Origin of the sequence: Catenulispora sp. EB89 (assembly GCF_041261445.1) — a bacterium.
Taxonomy (GTDB): domain Bacteria; phylum Actinomycetota; class Actinomycetes; order Streptomycetales; family Catenulisporaceae; genus Catenulispora.
On sequence record NZ_JBGCCU010000039.1, the window covers coordinates 1 to 18,096 of the forward strand.

11 protein-coding genes are annotated in these 18,096 nt (G+C 68.9%); 5 read left to right on the forward strand and 6 right to left on the reverse strand.

The window, feature by feature from the left end:
• The 3 genes from ABH920_RS46095 to ABH920_RS46105 all read right to left on the reverse strand — a co-directional run.
• Positions 1-809, reverse strand: an 809-nt coding sequence (locus ABH920_RS46095) for an LD-carboxypeptidase (protein WP_370355707.1), incomplete at its 3' end; no start/stop codon positions are given.
• A gap of 173 nt (positions 810-982) precedes the next feature.
• A complete protein-coding gene (locus ABH920_RS46100; protein WP_370355780.1) occupies positions 983-3,427 on the reverse strand; it encodes an RICIN domain-containing protein in 2,445 nt (814 codons plus the stop codon).
• A gap of 287 nt (positions 3,428-3,714) precedes the next feature.
• Positions 3,715-6,192 carry an RICIN domain-containing protein gene (locus tag ABH920_RS46105; protein ID WP_370355708.1) on the reverse strand — a complete coding sequence of 826 codons (2,478 nt, stop codon included), beginning with the start codon at positions 6,190-6,192 and terminating at the stop codon, positions 3,715-3,717.
• Between the two features lie 205 nt (positions 6,193-6,397).
• On the opposite strand from ABH920_RS46105, the gene ABH920_RS46110 reads away from it, so the two are divergent.
• Positions 6,398-6,793 carry a GNAT family N-acetyltransferase gene (locus ABH920_RS46110; RefSeq protein WP_370355781.1) on the forward strand — a complete coding sequence of 132 codons (396 nt, stop codon included), beginning with the start codon at positions 6,398-6,400 and terminating at the stop codon, positions 6,791-6,793.
• Positions 6,794-6,859: 66 nt separating this feature from the next.
• Here the strand turns inward: ABH920_RS46110 and ABH920_RS46115 are convergent, their stop codons facing one another.
• Both ABH920_RS46115 and ABH920_RS46120 read right to left on the reverse strand, forming a co-directional pair.
• Positions 6,860-9,202 (reverse strand): family 20 glycosylhydrolase, encoded by a 2,343-nt coding sequence (locus ABH920_RS46115; RefSeq protein WP_370355709.1) that lies wholly within the window; start codon positions 9,200-9,202, stop codon positions 6,860-6,862.
• Positions 9,203-9,312: 110 nt separating this feature from the next.
• The gene (locus ABH920_RS46120; RefSeq protein ID WP_370355710.1) at positions 9,313-10,011 is read right to left on the reverse strand and encodes an alpha/beta fold hydrolase; all 699 of its coding nucleotides are present in this window, start codon (positions 10,009-10,011) and stop codon (positions 9,313-9,315) included.
• Positions 10,012-10,084: 73 nt separating this feature from the next.
• Between ABH920_RS46120 and uvrB the strand changes: the two genes are divergently transcribed.
• The 4 genes from uvrB to ABH920_RS46140 all read left to right on the forward strand — a co-directional run bounded on the left by uvrB (position 10,085) and on the right by ABH920_RS46140 (position 15,036).
• A complete protein-coding gene (gene uvrB, locus ABH920_RS46125) occupies positions 10,085-12,199 on the forward strand; it encodes an excinuclease ABC subunit UvrB (RefSeq protein ID WP_370355711.1) in 2,115 nt (704 codons plus the stop codon).
• Between the two features lie 367 nt (positions 12,200-12,566).
• A complete protein-coding gene (locus ABH920_RS46130; protein ID WP_370355712.1) occupies positions 12,567-13,061 on the forward strand; it encodes a DUF6343 family protein in 495 nt (164 codons plus the stop codon).
• A complete protein-coding gene (locus ABH920_RS46135) occupies positions 13,058-13,936 on the forward strand; it encodes a hypothetical protein (RefSeq protein WP_370355713.1) in 879 nt (292 codons plus the stop codon). Before ABH920_RS46130 ends, ABH920_RS46135 begins: the two co-directional genes overlap by 4 nt.
• A 68-nt stretch (positions 13,937-14,004) precedes the next feature.
• Positions 14,005-15,036 (forward strand): LLM class F420-dependent oxidoreductase, encoded by a 1,032-nt coding sequence (locus ABH920_RS46140; RefSeq protein WP_370355714.1) that lies wholly within the window; start codon positions 14,005-14,007, stop codon positions 15,034-15,036.
• Here the strand turns inward: ABH920_RS46140 and ABH920_RS46145 are convergent.
• Positions 14,933-18,046, reverse strand: coding sequence for an NACHT domain-containing NTPase (locus ABH920_RS46145; RefSeq protein ID WP_370355715.1), 3,114 nt, complete (start codon positions 18,044-18,046; stop codon positions 14,933-14,935). The genes ABH920_RS46140 and ABH920_RS46145 overlap by 104 nt on opposite strands.
• Between the last annotated feature and the right edge of the window lie 50 nt (positions 18,047-18,096).

Below are 18,096 nucleotides of genomic sequence, written 5' to 3' on the forward strand. Positions count from 1 at the left end.
GCTGCACCGGCCTGGGTAGCCGCGCCAGCCTGGGCAGCTGCACCGGCCTGGGTAGCCGCGCCAGCCTGGGCAGCTGCACCGGCCTGGGTAGCCGCACCAACCTGGCCAGCTGCACCAGCCTGGCCAGCCGCGCCAACCTGGGTAGCCGCGCCAACCTGGGTAGCCGCGCCGGCCTGGGCAGCCGCACCAGCCTGGCCAGCCCTACCAACCCGGCCAACCCGACCGGCCCGGCCGGGGCGCCAGCACTCCCACGTCGGGCTCGTGGGCAGCGCACCGATCGCCTCGGTCCCGGTCAGCAGCCTGAAGTAGAGCTGCTCGAGTTCCGCCTGGCGCGCCGCATCCGCCGACCGCCAGTGTCCGCCGAAGCCCGGGACGGCCATGTCGGCGTGGAATCCGACCAGACCCGTGCGCGCGTACAGCGCCAAGTGCAGCAGCGAGACGTCGCTGTAGCCGAGGATCGGTTTGGGGTCGGCCCTGATCGCGTCGAGGTCGATCAGGTCGAGGTAGCCGAACACCGTCTGGCCGCCGTCGCTGGCGACGATCGCGCGTACCTCGGGATCCCGCAGCAGGCCGTTGAGTTCTTCGGCGATCTCCGCCGGCGAGGCCGCGCTCCACCAGTGGTTCCGTCCCACTTCGTTGAGCGGAGCTCGGCGCACGCGGAATCCCATCCGCTCGAACACCGCTACCGTCTGCTCGACGTTGGGCTCGTACTCGGCCGGTAGCGGACCGGACAACGCTGCGATGACGACCAGGTCTCCGGGTCTCAGGGCACGTGGTCGAAGCAGGCGGGGCAGTGCGGAGACGGTCATCGCGCCAGTGTTGCCGGTGTGATCTGTGGGGTCACCTGACTTTCGCCGGTGTTGATGCCCGGGCTGACACGGGACTTGACACCAGAGTTAAGACTGGAGCTAAGAACAAGCCGAAAAGCCGAGGCCACCGCGAGAAAATCCCCGCGGCGGCCTCGGCTCTGAGCCGCTGTCGACTAGCTCAGCGTCCACTGCTGGAGCGCGGAGCCGGTGTCCGTCTCCTGCGTCACCGGCGCGCTGGCGGCGGTCGACGCCGTCGTCAGCAGCAGTCCGGTGTGGTTGTTCTTCAACGTCCACGAGCCTGACGGCAGCTGCGTCGCCGTCCAGCGCTGATTCACCGCCCCGGAGCACGACCACTGGATCACCGCGGTCCCCGGCGCCGTGTTCCCGCCGTTGTCGTCCGCGCACAGGCCCGAGTCGCCGTTCGTCAGCGTGTAGCTGCCGTCGGTCTGGCGTGCGAACGTCCACTGGCTCGTGGTGCCCGAAGCGGCGCCGGTCACCAGCTGGTCGCCGCCGTTCTTCGAACCGTTCGGCGTTTCCAGTGCCTGCCCCGAATTCGTCAGCGTGTGCACGCCTGACAGGTCCACCGGCTTCGGGCTCACCGCGTAGGTGAACGTGGTGCTCGCCGAGGCGTGGCCGGAGGAGGCGGTCACGGTAACCGGGGACGTCCCCGGTTCCGTCGGCGTGCCGCTGACCAGGCCGCTGCGGGCGTCGATCGTCAGGCCCGCGGGCAGGCCGGTCGCCGAGTAGCGCAGCTGCCGGCCCTTGGAGTCGCTGCCGTTGACCTGCACGCTCGTCGCGGTCCCGACCACGCCGCTCTGGTTCCCCGGCGTCGCCACGTGCACGACCTCAGGCCCCTGCCCCGGGTGCGCCGGCGTGAACGTCAGCGTCTGCTCCGAGGGCTGACGCCCGCCGCCGACCGCGCTGCCGGAGGTGTCCGTCCACGTCCGCACCGGCGTGGTCTCCGCCGAGCGCGACGCGTCCCACGCCATCCCCAGCGCCAGCCCGCTGTCCCGGTTCACCAGCCGGAACGAGCCCGGCGAGCCGGCGTTCGGCACCGCGAACCACTCCTGGCCCACGCTCGGGCCGGACGCGCCGATCGCCGTCGCCGACGGATCCGTGCCCCAGGCGCGCGCCGCGGTCTTGGCGGAGTCCACCCCGAGCGCGTCCCCGGTCGCGGCGTTCACCACGGTGTACGACCCGTCGCCGGTCGGCGCGATCGACCACGCCGCCTGGGCCCAGCCGTAGTACGCGTCCAGCGACGTCACCTGCGAGCTGCCTGCGGTCTGCGCCAACACCCGGCCGTTGCCGCTGTTGATGACCACGTTCTGGCCCTGCGGCACCACCGGACGCGCCGGGGCCGAGCTGCCGATCGTGACGTCCGCGTACTCCCCGTCCGAGGTCGCGCAGGCGATCGAGCAGTACGAGCGGAACGTCTTGCCGACGATCGTCGGGCTCCACTGGTTCGCGCTGTCCGCGAACCACCGGTACCAGGACCCGGACACGTAGCTGCCCGAGTCGCCGATCAGGCGCCACTTCTGGGTGGCGAGGTTGTCGGTGGCGTAGAACTGTTGCGGCTCTTTGCCGGTCTGGCCGACCGTCTCCGGCTCGCCGATGTAGAGGCCCAGGTAGGCGTCGTAGGTGATGTTCATGATGAACAGCGGCGACTTGGTCGGCAGCTTCCCGGCGGCCATCTGCTGGTCGGCGGTGCCGGTGTTGGCCGGGTTGTAGTCGTGCGCCGGGTCGGTGTAGCCGGTCGGGTTCGCGGCGTCCGCCGGCTCCATGTTGCTCTCCAGCCCGCCGATGCCGGGCTGCGACCAGCTGCCGTTGTACCACTTCTGCCAGGTCCCGGCCGCCATCTTGCCGCTGATCGGGGCGCGCGCGACGTGCGCCAGGCCGCCGTTCTGCTTGCCGCCGGTGCCCGGCTTGTTGACGATGCGAGAGCCGTAGAACACGTAGAAGTAGCCGGACGCCGGGTCCACGAACAGGCGCTGGTCGCCGTCGCCGTAGTCGTACGTCTGGTTCGGGAAGGCCTTGGTGTCGTTGCGGGCGGTGCTGTACGGCGAGGTGATCGCGTGCCCGAGGATCGACCAGGTCTTGCCGTGGTCGTGCGAGACCGCGTAGTCGATGGCGTCGTAGTGCAGGCCGTCGCCGAAGGGCTGCGGGGTGAACTCGTTGTGCACCAGGCCGTACCAGTCGCCGGTGTCCGGGTCGACCCACGTCCCGGACAGGTCGCAGTAGTTGCGCTGCGAGTAGTAGCCGGTGCCGTTGTTCATGTAGGTCGACTCAAGCCCGGTCGGGCTGTTGTTGCAGCGCCAGGTGGTGTCCTTGTTCGAGTCCTGGGCGTTGGCCGGGTTCACCGCGTTGCTCAGGCCGGTGTCCAGCGTCGCGTCGTCGAAGCTCGTGCCGCTGTAGAACTCCCACGAGCGCGGGTCGGTCTTGGCGTACAGCGAGTACGACTCCTGGAAGTGGAACGAGCCGTCGGCGTCGAGGTAGGCCGACGCCGGGGTGTCGTCCGGGTACGCGAAGCTGTTCACGGCACCGATCGAGATCTGGTACGTGGGCTTGGCGCCGGACGCCGCCGACGCCGCCGACGCTTGGCCCGAAGGCAGCAACGCCATGGCGGCGACCGCTGCCACAGCGGTCGTCACGGCGAGGGATTTGCGCGGGTGTCGCACAGGTACTCCGTTCAGTCCCCTACCAACCCCCGGTACGGGTCCTGCGGACCCTTGATCCGGGGGCGCGGCGTGGGCCCATGAGTTCATCCGATTGTCCAGATGGTTATCTCGCAAGATCGAGCAGACAGTCGAGCATTCTCAAGCAGAATCCAAGTCGGCGCGGAGAAAAGTGCAGGCGCCCGGACCGTTGTCGATCCGGGCGCCTGACGCGTTTCGTAACTACTTCACCGTTAGTTGACGGTCCACTGCTGAAGCGCCGACCCGCTGTTCGTCTGCTGCGTGACCAGCGCCCCGTTCGACGTCGAAGCCGTCGTCACCAGCAGCCCGCTGTTCACGTTCGTCAACGTGTACGCACCGCTGCTCAGACGCGTCGCCGTCCAGTGCTGGTTGGCGTTCCCGGTGCAGGTCCACTGGATCACCGACGTCCCCGGCGTCGTGAACCCGCCGTTGTCGTCCATGCACAGCTGCGACTGCTGGTTCTGGATCTGGTACGAGCCGTCCGACTGCTGTGTGAACACCCACTTCTGGTTCGATCCGCCGTTCGGCGACCAGGTGATCAGCTGCGTGCCGGCGGTCGTGGAGTGGTTCGGGTCGTCCAGCGCCTGGCCCGACGCGGTCAGCGTGTGCGTGCCGGTCAGGTTCGGCGGCGCCGACCCGACGGTCCAGGTGAACGTCGTCGATCCGCTCGCGGTCCCCGACGAGGCGGTCACCGTCACGTTCGACGAACCGGCCGTGGTCGCCGTGCCGGAGATCAGTCCGGAGGAGCTGATCGACAGCCCGGCCGGCAGCCCGGTCGCGGAGTACGTCAGGGCGTTGTTCTTGCTGTCCGAGGCGGTGATCTGCAGCGAGGCCGTGGTGTTCACGGTCGTGGTCTGCGTTCCCGGGTTCGCCACCGTCACCGTCTCGGCGCCCGACGACGTCACCGGCGTGAGCGCCAGCGCCTGCTCCGCCGCGGTCCGGCCGCCGCCGACGCTGCTGCCCGAGGTGTCGGTCCAGGCGCGCGTCGGGGTGGTCTCGGCGAGCCGCGAGGTGTTCGACGACAGTGCCAGCACCAGGCCGCTGTACCTGTTGACCAGCTTGTAGCTGCCGCTCGCGCCGGTCACCGGCACGATCCACCACTGCTGCCCGACGCTGCCGGTCCCGCCGGACAGCGTCGTCGCGGTCGGCGCGGTGCCCCAGGCCCGGCTGGAGGTCGTCGACGAGTCGACGCCGAGGGCCTGGCCGGTCGAGGAGTTGGTGATGCGGTAGGAGCCGTCGCCGTTGGCGGTGAACTGCCACGCCTCCAGCGTCGAGCCGGTCGCGGCGGCGTCGGAGGTGGTCGCCGTACTGCTCGCGACCTGCGCCAGCACGCGGCCCGCGGAGGTGCCGATCGTGTAGGACTTGGTGGTGTCCACCGGCGGCTGCGCCGGCGCGGTGGAGCCGATCGTCTCGTTGGTGTACAGCGAGCCGGCGTTGTTCACGCAGGCCACCGAGCAGTACGCGCGGAACGACTTGCCGACGATGGTCGGGTTCCACTTGTCGCCGCTGTCGGCGAACCACCGGTACCAGGACCCCTGGGTGTAGGAGGACCCCGAGTCGCCGACGTAGTACCACTTCTGTGTCGACAGGTCGTCGGTGACGTAGTACTGCTGCGGCTGCGTGCCGGACACGACCTCGGGCGTGCCGAGGTACAGGCCCAGGTAGGCGTTGTAGGTGATGTTCATGATGAACAGCGGCGACTTCGAGGGCAGCTGCCCGGCCGACACCTGCTGGTCCACGGTCCCGGTGTTGGCCGGGTCGTAGTCGTTGGCCGGGGCGGTGTAGCCGGTCGGGTTGCTGGAGTCGACCGGCTCCATGTTGCTCTCCAGGCCGCCGACACCGGGCTGCGTCCAGGCGCCGTTGTACCACTTCTGCCAGGTCCCGGTCGCCATCTTGCCGCTGATCGGGGCGCGCGCGACGTGCGCCAGCCCGCCGGTGCTGCCGCCGACGCCGCCCTTGGGGACCACGCGGGAGCCGTAGTAGACGTAGAAGTAGCCGGACGCGGTGTCCACGTACAGCCGCTGGTCGCCGTCGCCGTAGTAGTACGTCTGGTTCGGGAACGCCGTCGTGTCGTTGCGGGTGGTGCTGTACGGCGAGGTGATCGCGTGGCCCTCGATCTTCCAGGTCATACCCCGGTCGGTGGACACGGCGTAGTCGATGGCGTCGTAGTGCAGGCCGTCGCCGAAGGGCTGCGGCGTGAACTCGTTGTGCACCAGACCGACCCAGTTGCCGGTGTCGGGGTCGACCCACATCCCGATCAGGTCGCAGAAGTTCGGCTGGGTGTAGCCCGAGCCGGACCCGGCGCTGGTGCTGGACAGGCCGGTCGGGCTGTTGTCGCAGCGCCAGGTGGTGTTGTTGTTCGCGTCCTGGGAGTTGGCCGGGTTGACCGAGTTGCTGATCGTCGTGTTCAGGCCGGCGCTGTCGAAGTCGGTGCCGGAGTAGAACTGCCAGACCCGGCTGTCGGTCGACCCGTAGCCCGAGTAGGACTCCTGGAAGTAGAACGTGCCGTCGCGGTCGACGAACGCCCCGGCCGGGGAGTCGGACTGCGCCGAGAAGGTGCCGTTCGAGCCGATGGTGACGGTGTACGTGGCGTTCGGCGGCGTCGCCGAGGCGCTGCCCGGCGTCAGCGCGCCGACGCCGGCCAACGCGCCGGCGGCGAGGGACGCCAGGAGGGTTTTGCGGAGTCTCACAGGTACTCCTTCCGAGGGGTGGGGATTGCCCGAGAGTTATCTCTCACCGGCGGGCGCGAGTCGAGCTTTTCCGAGCAGAATCCAAGGCCGCGCGGAGAAAAACACAGCGGTGCGACGCTCGAAATGTAAGGTGTGAGACGTGACTTTGGATGTGACGATTCGCCAGGCCCGACCCGAGGAAGCCGCCGTGCTGACCGAGCTGGTCATGCGCTCCAAGGCCCATTGGGGCTACAGCGAGGAGTTCATGGAGAGCTGCCGGGAGGAGCTCAGGGTCCACGCTGACGAGATGGTTCCGGCGCGCATGACGGTCGCCGAGACCGCCGGCCGCGTCGTGGCCGTCTCGACGCTGGAAGGGGAGCCGCCGGAGGCTGAGCTCGGGAGCCTGTTCGTCGATCCGGACATGATCGGCAAGGGCGTGGGACGCCGGTTGCTCCAGCACATGCTCGAAACCGCGCGCGGCATCGGGGTCCGCACTGTCGTTCTCGATGCGGACCCCAACGCCGAGCCGTTCTACGAGGCGAGGGGCTTCATCCGGGTGGGAGTCGTGCCTTCAGGCTCGATTCCCGGGCGGACGCTCAACCGGTACGCCCTCGACCTCTGATCCGAGTGATCCAAGTGGTCCGAGTGGTCCGAGTGGTCCGAGTGGTCCGAGTGCTGCGTCGCCCGCTCAGATGATCGACCAGTGCTGCAACGCGCTGCCGCTGTCGTTCTGCTGCGTCACCAGCGCGTTGTTCGCCGTGGAAGCCGTGGTCAGCAGCAGGCCGCTGTTCACCGAGGCGATCGTGTAGCCGCCGCCGGTCAGTGGTTTGACACTCCAGTGCTGATTCGCGTTCCCGGTGCAGGTCCACTGGATCACGGCCGCGCCGGCCGCCGCGGAGCTGCCGGTCACGTCCAGGCACAGCCCGGACGCGCCGTTGGTGAGCTGGTAGGAGCCGTCGGGCTGCTCGGCGAACGTCCACTGCTGGTTGCTGCCGCCGTGCAGGACCCAGGTGATGAGCTGGGTGCCGGTCGCGGTGGAGGATCCGGGGTCGTCCAGGGCCTGGCCGCCGGTGGTGATGGTGTGGGTGCCGTTCAGTGACGCGCTCGTGTCGTCGAAGACCTCGAACTCCCACAGCGAGTAGCCCCACTGCGTGCCGCGCGCTGTGCCGTCCATGCGGATGTAGCGGCCGGTGGCGTTCGGGAAGGTGAGGGTCTCCGTGCCGCCGGTGCCTTTGGTGCGGGTGGCGACGGTGGTCCAGGTCGTACCGTCGTTCGACAGCTGGATCTGGTAGTTCTTGCCGTACGCGGCCTCCCAGGCCAGCACCACGCGGTTCACGGTCTGCACCGAGCCCAGGTCCACCTGCAGCCACGTCGGGTCGACGTACTGGCTGGACCAGCGGGTGCTCAGGTCGGCGTCGGTGGCGTCGGACGCCGGGAAGTTCGGCGTCTCGATGCTGGAGGCGGTGGTCGGCTTGCCCTGCGCCAGGTCGCCGGCGATGGAGGGCTTCGGGTAGAGCGGGTTGCGGCCGACGGCGTCCATGATCGGGACGAAGGCGGCATAGGTGGCGACCAGCTTGGGGGAGTTCCACGTCATCTGCGCGAGGTCGCGCATCGGGTACTTGATGCCGTCGGCGGTCTGGTCCTCGGTCTCGGAGCCCGGGTTGTCACACCAGACGTGGATCAGGGACCCGAGGTTGGCGGCGGCGTTGCTGATGGTGGTCGAGCCGTCGAACAGGTCCGGGTTCCAGGACTCGTACATGAACGTGGTGTCCGGCTTCGGGCCGCCGTAGACGTAGTACGTCGGGGTGTACGCCTCGTTGGCGATGCTGTGGCCGGCGTCGACGACCTGCTGCGGGGACAGGCCGGTGTTGCTCCAGTACTCGACGACGACGTCCGGGTTCACGGTGATCGTGCCGTCGCCGGACTTCAGGCCGTCGTTCCACATCCGCATCGTCTTGCCGCCGGCCCGGACGATGCCGTCGGCCCAGTTCACGAAGCCGTAGAAGGTGTCCTTCGCGGTGGCGTTGGCGCCGTAGTTCTGCTGGGCGTACGTGAGCAGCTGCGGGTAGGAGCTGTAGTTCGTGACGTACTCGTCGGCGCCCAGGTGCCAGTACGGGCTGTTGGTGAACAAGGGTTCGTACTCGGTGATCAGGTCGCTGATCAGCTGCCGGGCGCCGGGGATGGTCAGGTCGATGAAGCTGCTGCTGGCGTTGCCGCTGCTGTCCTTGAGCCGGTAGTCGTGGCCGATGCCCAGCTCGGCGGACAGGATCGCGTCCATGTGGCCCGGCATGTCGATCTCCGGGACGACGGTCACGTGGTACTGGTTCGCCAACGCGATGATGTTCGCGATGTCCTGCTTGGAGTAGTGCTGCGCGGAGGTGATCTCCGGGTGCGTGGTGCTCTCCAGCCGGAAGCCGTAGGTGTCGGACAGATGCAGGTGCAGGTAGTTCATCTTGAGGTAGGACATCTCGCGGATCTGGTTCTCCACGAACGCCACGTCGAAGAAGCGGCGGCCGGTGTCCAGCATCAGCCCGCGCTCGGACTTGTCGGGAGAGTCGGTCGCGGTGCCGGCCGCGATCGTCGGGCCCTGGTGCAGGAGCTGCAGCACGGTGCGGGTGCCCCAGAACTCGCCGGTGGTGGTGCTGCCCTGGATCGAGATGCCGGCGCCGACGGTCATGGTGTAGCCCTCGGAGGGCTGGCTGCCGCCGAGGGTCAGGGCGATGTCGCCCGGGCCTGCGGTGCCCTGTGCGACGCCGACGGTGCGGCCTTCCAGGGCGGACAGGTCGGCGGCGAAGGTACTGGCGTCGCCTTGGAGCTGCGCGGCGTACGCGGGGTCGATGACGACGCGGCTCGCCGAGGTCCACGTGTAGGAGGTGGAGCCGGAGCCTGCGGACCAGGCGCGGACCGCCGGGATGGTCTGCGGCGGGCCGGAGGCGGTGGCGGCGCGCGCGGTGTGCGGCGCGGTGACCAGGGAGACGGGGACGACGGCGGCGATGAGGGCGGCCGCCGGGAGGATACGGAGGGATCGCATGGGTCGCATGGACCTGCCAGGTTCACTAGGTGGGAGCGGTGCATGGTTTTGAGCGAAAGGTGCGTGGTCTAGACCGCTGGCGCGCGCTAGTGCGCAGTATTGAACAGGGATCAGCGCTTGGCAAGCGTCTCCACGAACTCCGACAAGAAGTCGGCGACCGGTTCGGGCCCGGTGAAGACGGCGAGGTGGTCGGCGTCCAGGCGGGTCGTGGGCCAGCCGAGGGCTGCGGCGCGGTCGGCCTGCTCGCGGTAGCCCTCGCTGAGTTGGAGGTACGTGCACTGCGTTGCGGACCAGGACTCGGTGGGCGGAGCCGGCTCCTGGAAGTACGCGAGCGCGATGGGATGGAGCTCGGCCAGGAAGGCTTTTCGTTGCTCCGTATGCGGAATCAGCTCTGTCATGAGCTCCGGTGCGAACCACTGGTTCCAGGGCGGGAGCATGCCGTCGTCGGCCATCGCGGTCAGGGCTTCGCGGAAGTCCGGCGGGGAGGCGTCGAAGTCGCTCAGGCCGGGGCGGGGGAGCTGGGCGTCGACGAAGGCGATGCCGGTCACGCGACCGTCTACGGCGTCGACGATCGCGGGCAGGTAGGCGCCGGCGCCGCTGTGGCCGACGAGGACGATCTCGTCGAAGTGCGCGTTTCGCGCCACCTCCCTGGCGATTCGGCGCGCGTACGGCCCGGGACCGGTGGCGATGCCGTGCAGACTCGGCACAAGTACGTCGTAGCGGTCGCGCAGCAGTCGTGCGACCGGCTGCCAGGTCGCGGGTCCCACCAACGGGCTGTGAACCAGGATCAGGAGTGGCGCGTGTGACATGAGGCGATTCTCGCCGAGCCCGCTTCCGCGGACCTTCCGGTGCTTGTCAGAGGCGCCGCGTAATCTCTAAACCATGCGCCCTCTGTCCGAACTCACCCGCACCGTCGCGCCGATCGAGGTCGTCAGCGACTACCAGCCCGCCGGCGACCAGCCGGCGGCCATCGCCGAGCTGGCCCGGCGGATCGAGGCCGGGGAGAAGGACGTGGTGCTGCTGGGTGCCACCGGCACCGGCAAGTCGGCCACCACCGCGTGGCTGATCGAGAAGGTCCAGCGCCCGACCCTGGTCATGGCGCCGAACAAGACGCTGGCCGCGCAGCTGGCGAACGAGTTCCGCGAGCTGCTGCCGAACAACGCGGTCGAGTACTTCGTCTCCTACTACGACTACTACCAGCCCGAGGCGTACGTCCCGCAGACCGACACCTACATCGAGAAGGACTCCTCGATCAACGAGGAGGTCGAGCGGCTGCGGCACTCCACCACCAACTCGCTGCTGACCCGGCGCGACGTGGTCGTGGTCTCGACCGTGTCCTGCATCTACGGCCTGGGCACGCCGGAGGAGTACCTGAAGGCCTCGGTGCGGCTGCGGGTCGGCGAGGAGCACGACCGCGACAAGATGCTGCGCCGCTTCGTGGACATGCAGTACGCGCGCAACGACCTGGCCTTCACCCGCGGCACGTTCCGGGTGCGCGGCGACACCGTCGAGATCTTCCCGGTCTACGAGGAGCACCCGGTCCGCATCGAGATGTTCGGCGACGAGGTCGAGCGCCTGATGACGCTGCACCCGGTCACCGGCGAGATCCTGACCGTCGACGAGGAGCTGCGGGTCTTCCCGGCCACGCACTACGTCGCGGGGTCGGACCGGATGGAGCGCGCGCTGGGCAACATCGAGATCGAACTCGCCGACCGGCTGGCCGAGCTGGAGAAGCAGGGCAAGCTGCTGGAGGCGCAGCGGCTGCGCATGCGCACCACTTACGACCTGGAGATGATGCGCCAGGTCGGCTTCACCTCCGGCATCGAGAACTACTCCCGGCACATCGACGGCCGCGAGTCCGGATCCCCGCCGTCCACCCTGATCGACTTCTTCCCCGAGGACTTCCTGCTGGTCATCGACGAGTCGCATGTCACCGTCCCGCAGATCGGCGCGATGCACGAGGGTGACGCCTCCCGCAAGCGCACGCTGGTCGAGCACGGCTTCCGGCTGCCCTCGGCGATCGACAACCGCCCCCTGCGCTGGGAGGAGTTCGAGGAGCGGGTCGGGCAGACGGTGTACCTGTCGGCGACGCCGGGCCCGTACGAGTTGGCCAAGCAGGCCGACGAGCTCTCCAAGACCCCGGTCGAGCAGATCATCCGGCCCACCGGCCTGGTCGACCCGCAGGTGGTGCTCAAGCCGACGCACGGCCAGATCGACGACCTGGTCGCCGAGGTCCAGGCGCGGGCGGCGCGCGACGAGCGCTCGCTCGTCACGACGCTGACGAAGAAGATGTCCGAGGACCTGACCGACTACCTCCTGGAACGCGGCGTCCGCACCCGCTACCTGCACTCCGAGGTCGACACGCTGCGCCGCGTCGAGCTGCTGCGCGAGCTGCGGATGGGCGAGTACGACGTCCTGGTCGGCATCAACCTGCTGCGGGAGGGCCTGGACCTGCCCGAGGTGTCCCTGGTGGCGATCCTCGACGCGGACAAGGAAGGCTTCCTGCGCAGCGGGCGCTCGCTGATCCAGACCATCGGCCGCGCGGCCCGCAACGTCTCCGGCGAAGTGCACATGTACGCGGACACGATCACCCCGTCGATGCGGCTGGCGATCGACGAGACCAACCGCCGCCGGGACAAGCAGATCGCGTACAACGAGGCCCACGGCGTCGACCCGCAGCCGCTGCGCAAGCGCATCGCGGACATCACCGACCTGCTGGCCCGCGAGGACGCCGACACCGCCGAGCTGCTGGGCGGCTCCGGTCGGCAGCAGTCGCGGGGCAAGGCCCCGGTGCCGGGCGTCGCGTCGAAGGGGACCATGCGGTCCCTGGACGTGGCCGGGAAGCCGGCGGAGGAGCTGCTGGGGCTGATCGAGGACCTGTCGCAGCAGATGCACGCGGCGGCGGCGGAGCTGCAGTTCGAGCTGGCGGCTCGGTTCCGGGACGAGATCGGGGAGCTGAAGAAGGAGCTGCGGGCCATGCAGGCGGCTATGGGGTAGGGGCCGGCGGTTGGGCTCTGGGAGCTGGACGGCATGTCGGCGCGCTGGGGCGGTCTGCGGCGGGAGGTTGCTGCGGGCCGCCTTTGGCGTGTCGGGCGGGTGGTTGGGGCTGGGCTGGGCTGCTTCGGTGTGGCGATGCTCGAGGGAGACCGGCAAGGTCGCCAGGCGGTGCGGCGGTGCGGCGGTGCGGCGGTGGCGGTGCCTGATGCTCGGCTTTGAGCAGCGGCTCGGCGTGGCTGATGGGGTGGTGGTTGCGGTGAGCGACCATGGCGACCGCGGCGACGGCGACCGCGGCGGCCAGGTGTGTCGGTGATATCCCCGCCTCTCCACCGGGCATTACTCTGGAAGAGAGGAGCGAAACATCGCGATGGCCAAGTTCGATCCGCACCGGATCCGCAGCGGCGACGAGCCCATGCACGCGCGCAGCCCGCTGCGCATGCGGCTGGCGATGGCTCTGATCGGGCTGGCCAGTGCGATCGGCGGGGTGGTCTTCTTCATCACCCAGCACGCCGTCGGCTTCGTCGTCTTCTGTGCCGTCGTCGGGCTCGCCGCGCTGGTCGACGCGGTGGTCGTGGCACGCCACATCCGGCAGGGGCCGCACTGGCAGCCGGGGCGCGACATCCCGCCGTACCGTCCCGTCGAGGAGCCCGAGGACTGGCCGGAGGACCGCTCGCCGCTGTCACAGCGGACGCGTGAGCAGGTCTACCTGATCATGATGGGGACCTGCCTGGTGCTCGTCATCCTCGCGTGGACCGTCGTCCGGCTGTTCTCGCCGGGGCTGGCGATCGCGATGAGCGTCGTGGCGGCGTTCATCCCGCCGTTCGCGGTGATGGTGGCGAACGCGCGGGGGCGCAATTGGTGAGCTTGGCGGCGCTGGGGATGGCCGGCGTCCCGGCCCTGGACCCGCTCAGCTATCCCGGCCGGACGATCGGCGGGCCCGCGTTGCTCAGCGGTTCGCAGTTGTTTGCGATGACGCCGGTGGCACGGCAGTACCTCGGCAACTGGTTCGTTGACGGCGGCGCGACTCTCGACGACACACTCGACCAGGCCGGCAGACCGTCGACCGGCAAACGCCATCCGGTGATCGCGGTCGGCTCCAACGCCGCACCCGGCCAGCTGCACCACAAGCTGAGCCGCCTGGGCCTGCCCGCAGTCGTCCCGATGACGACGCTGCGCGTATCAGGGCTCGGCGTCGGCGTCTCAGCACATGTCGCGCGGAACGGCTATGTGGCCAACTCCCCGTTCGTCGACCCCGCCGGTCCCGGCAGCGAGGCGGAAGTGGTCCTGACCCTCCTGGACGCCGACCAGCTCCAAGCCGTGGACGCCACCGAGCTGCCCCGCTACCGCAGGGTCCTGCTGTCCGGCGCGGACGCGGACTTCCCGATGACGCTGCCGTCGGGGGAGCGGCTGGACGCTGCGTACCTGTACGCCAACGCCACAGGCGTGCTCGCCGACGCGGCCGGAAAGCCGCGCCTCCCCGGCGCCCAGACCGCGCTGCTTGCCGAGCTCCTGCAACGCTCAGCGCGTCTACGCCGGCTGTTCGACTCCCCGCAGGACTGGGTCACCAAGGCGCGCGCCGACTCCGGCCTTCGCGATGCCGTGAAGCGGATCTTCCACGAGTCCGGCTGGGTCCTCCCGCAGGACGCCTTCATCCGCGACGTCCACGAAGGCAGCGCTCCTCCCGTGTTCACCTACGACGAGCTCTCGCCTCTGGCAAGCAGCAGCGAGCGCACGTAGGCTGCACTCTGCTGCCCCATTACTGTAACGTGTTCTAGTTCCGTCCCAGCCCCCGGCGAGGAGCCCCCATGACCGCGGACCTCAAGCTCGGCCTCCAACTCGGCTACTGGGCCTCCACCCCGCCCACGTACGACTGGGTCGGCCTAGCGCGCCAGGCCGAGGACCTCGGCTACGACTCCGTCTGGACCGCGGAGTCGTGGGGCTCCGACGTGTTCACCCCCCTGGCGTACCTGGCGGCCAGCACCAGCCGCATCCGCCTGGGCACCGGCATCGCGCAGATGGCGGCCCGCACGCCCACCGCCACGGCCATGCACGCCATCACGCTCGACCACCTCTCCGGCGGCCGCGTGATCCTCGGCCTGGGCCTGAGCGGCCCGCAGGTGGTCGAGGGCTGGTACGGCCGGCCGTACCCGAAGCCGCTGGCGCGCACCCGCGAATACGTCGAGGTGATCCGCAAGGTCCTGCGCCGCGAGACGGTCGCCAACGACGGCGAGTACTACCCCCTGCCGTATCAGGGCCCGGACTCGATGGGCCTGGGCAAGCCCCTGCGCACCAACCTGCGCCCGCTGCGCAAGGACCTCCCCCTCTTCCTCGGCGCCGAAGGCCCCAAGAACGTCGCGCTGACCGCCGAGATCGCCGACGGCTGGCTGCCCCTGTACTACGTCCCGGAACGCCCCGAGGTCTACGCCGACCAGATCGCCGGCGCCAAGGCCGGCTTCGAGATCACCGCCATGGTCCACCTGGCCTTCACCGGCGCCGCCGCCGACGACATCGAGCAGGCCCTGTGGCCCATCAAGGGCGCCCTGGCCTTCTACATCGGCGGCATGGGCGCCAAGGGCGCGAACTTCCACAAGAACCTGATGGTCCGCATGGGCTACGAAGCCGAGGCGGACCGCATCCAGGAACTGTTCCTCGACGGCAAGCGCGACGAGGCCGTGATGGCGGTCCCGAGCGCCTTCGCCGACGAGATCTCGCTGGTCGGGCCGCCCGAGCGCATCAAGGAGCGGCTGGTGGCGTGGCGGGAGTCTCCGGTGACGACGCTGCTGGTGACGGCTCGGGAGGGGGAGACGCTGCGGGGGTTGGCGGAGCTGGTTTTTTAGCCTTAAGGGCGGCGAGGCGGCTGTAGAGCTTGCGGATTCGTCGCGAGTCACCCCACGTCTTGTACATCTCGATCGCCAGCGCCTCCAGCCGATCACGGGTGTCGGCCGACACCCTGTTCAGCTCAACCGCGTTGATGAACAGGCCGAGGCAGAGTGCGTTGAAGGTGAACGCCTCGTTCTGCGGCAGCCGCAACGGGACGTCCGGAAGCGCGTTCGCGAGATCGAGGAGCGCGTCGTCGGCGGGTTTGGAGGTGTACGGCGCCACGAGCGCTGCGGTCAACAGCGCGCTCGCTGTCACGAGCCGGCCGTCCGCTGTGTTGTAGAGGGTGTTCGCCAGAGTCGGCAGTGCGTCGGCTATCGGCATCATGTTGTGCATCGCCATGTCCAGGCGCCGGTCCGCGAGGAAGTTCGCCCGCAGCGTCAATGCGCCGTGGGAGTGCGAATTCCATCGTCCGCCGTTCTGCCACTGTGATCCCGCGAAGTGGTACGGCCACTTCATGTCGGGCCTGCCCCCGACGACGCCGGGAAGTCCGAAGCGGATGACGATGTCCTGGTGCTCGTCGATCCATGCACGCTCCACGGTCAGGCAGTCGGCGAGGCCGTTCCACCCCTCGCCGCGTACGCAGCTTCGCCACAGGTTCACGAACCGGCGCCATTGGTTGACCGCGCCGTAGCCCTGGTCGGGATACATCTCGCGCATGCTGATGCGGCCCCGGGTCATGGCCATGAGGAGGAACAGGTTCGCGTGCCAGCTTCCGGCGCGCGTCACCACTTCCGTGACGACCGGCTGGTAGCCGGCAAAGGTGTGGTCGGTCCGCTCCATGAGGCTGTTGTGGAACAGTGTCGTGACCACCTCGGCCATGGCCTGGCGGACCTCCGGGTCGCGCTGGGCCGTCAGCTCGGCCAGGAAGTCGACGATCGGCGCCCGGGCCGCCAGGGCGTCGAATGATAACAACGTGTAGAGCAGCGTGTCGTTGATCGTGGCGGACATCGCGTAGGCCGAGGCGAGGTGCTGCGCGGCGAGCTCGTCGAGCAGGAGGACGACGAGCCGCGCGATGAGGTATTCGCTGAAGGTCGCGTGCAGGAACTCATACGTCTGCATCTCCTCGCCGTCACGCGTCGCGCGCACGTCGTGGATGAAGAAGAACCTGCCGATCATCTGCTGGCCCGCGGTGAGCGTCGAACGTATGGTGTTCGGGGTGCGCTCGGCCTTCCAGATGTTCAGACTGCCCAGGTCCGCGGTGACGCTTTCCGCGTCGATCCACTGGGTGCCCCGGTTGAACATCGCGAAGGCGACGATCGACAGCCGCAGCAGCTCCTGCTCGACCCGGCGGTCCAGGTCGGTCACGTCCGGGTCCTTCATCAGCTCGCGGCGGGCGAAGTCCTTGAGCAGCTGTTCGTAGACCGTGCTCAGGCTGACGCCGGGATCCAGTGCGCTCAACGCGTTGTCCGAGGCGTCGTACAGAGCCAGCATCAGCAGCAGGAGCGGCTGCTCGGCGAGCGTGCGGTAGCGGAGTACCGTTGTGAGGGACAACGGCTGCACGCCGCGGTCCATGAGTGAGGGCTCGTTCGACCGATTCCAGACGTCGACCCACGCGGCGATCTGCTCGTCGTCGAAGGGCTCCAGGCGGATGATCGGAGTGTGGGCCGGAATCGTCGCCCGATCGGCGACTGCCGTCCGGCTGGTGACGATCACCGCGACCGAGCGGCCCTGGTCGCGTTCGCGTTCCTGGAAACGCTCGATCCGGAACAGGAAGTCGGTCTGGGCGACGCCAGTGGCCTGGAGGAGTTCGTCGAAGCCGTCCAGGATCACCACCGGGGTCAGGTTCGGGTCGGCGGCCGCGAACCGGGGCCACTGCACGCGCTCACCGGTCTGTTCGCGGATCGCGGACTCGATGTAGTCCTGCAGATCGCCTTCGGCGTCGACACGCCGCAGCTCGACCCGGATCGGCAGGAAGTACTCGGTCGGCAGGCGGGCCGCGAGGATGCGCGAGAGGACGGACTTGCCGGAGCCCGGTTGGCCGAGGATCAGCATCGGCGTGCTCAGGGCGTCCTCGGACATCAGGTAAGAACTCAGCAGCGAGGGCAGGTCTTGGCGGAGCTTGTGCTCGTGCCAGCTCCGGCCCTTGGGAAGGCCGGCGAACGCGAGTCGGAAGCTGTGGTCGATGTACCCCTCGCCGAGCGATGGTAGCGTGAGGTGGGAGTCCGGACCGTCGGTGACGATGATCGGCTTGGCAAGAGCCGCGCGGTAGCTGCGGGCGACGGACTCCTGGTGGTGTGCCGCGGATTCGGCGGCGAGCGGTGCCAGCAGTGCTTCCAGATCGGCCAGACCGGCGCCCAGCTGTTCGCGGGTCGTGGCGTGGGCTTGGAGGTTGACCCAGACTCCGAACTCGGGGCAGTCCGTCGACAGGCGCCTCAAGCTCTCCTCATAGCGCGCCGCCGCCTCGCGAGGCACTCGATCCGCCAGGAGCCCGGCGAGACGGTCTTGCTCGGTTTCGTCGAGCGCGTCCCAGAACGCCAATCCCACCAGGTGCTTGTGTAAGTATTCGGAGAGGTTCGCGAAGATCCTCACCGAGGTGTTGTCCCACAGCGGTAATGAGAAGAGATTCCGTTCGCTCAGTTCCACATAGAGATCGCGCCAGCCGAGGTTGGCATCGGTGGTGAGAGCCAGCGATGTCTGCTCGGCGGCTGAGAACCGCGGCGCTTCAGCCCGCTGGAACTCGCCCATCGCCTCGCCGAGGGCATCAAAGTACGCAGTAGTCCGTATGATCTCGTGCGCCGCGTGAATCCGCTCGGTCCGCGTCAGCCGATCGACCCCGCGCAGCTTCTCCCCGAACTTGTCGAGCACCTTCGCCAGCAGCCGCAGCGCCTGCTCACGCGCCTCGAAGAGGTCGAAGACCCCGGCGCCGAGCAGCATCGTGGCGCTCGCCTCGTCGAGCAGCTTGACCAGCTGGTTCTCGCCGCCGGCCAAGAGCTTGACCGCGTCCATGTACCGCAAAGACCGCCGCATCCGACCATCATGTCGGGCGCGGCGGCCTCTCATCCACTTGAATCAGGGTT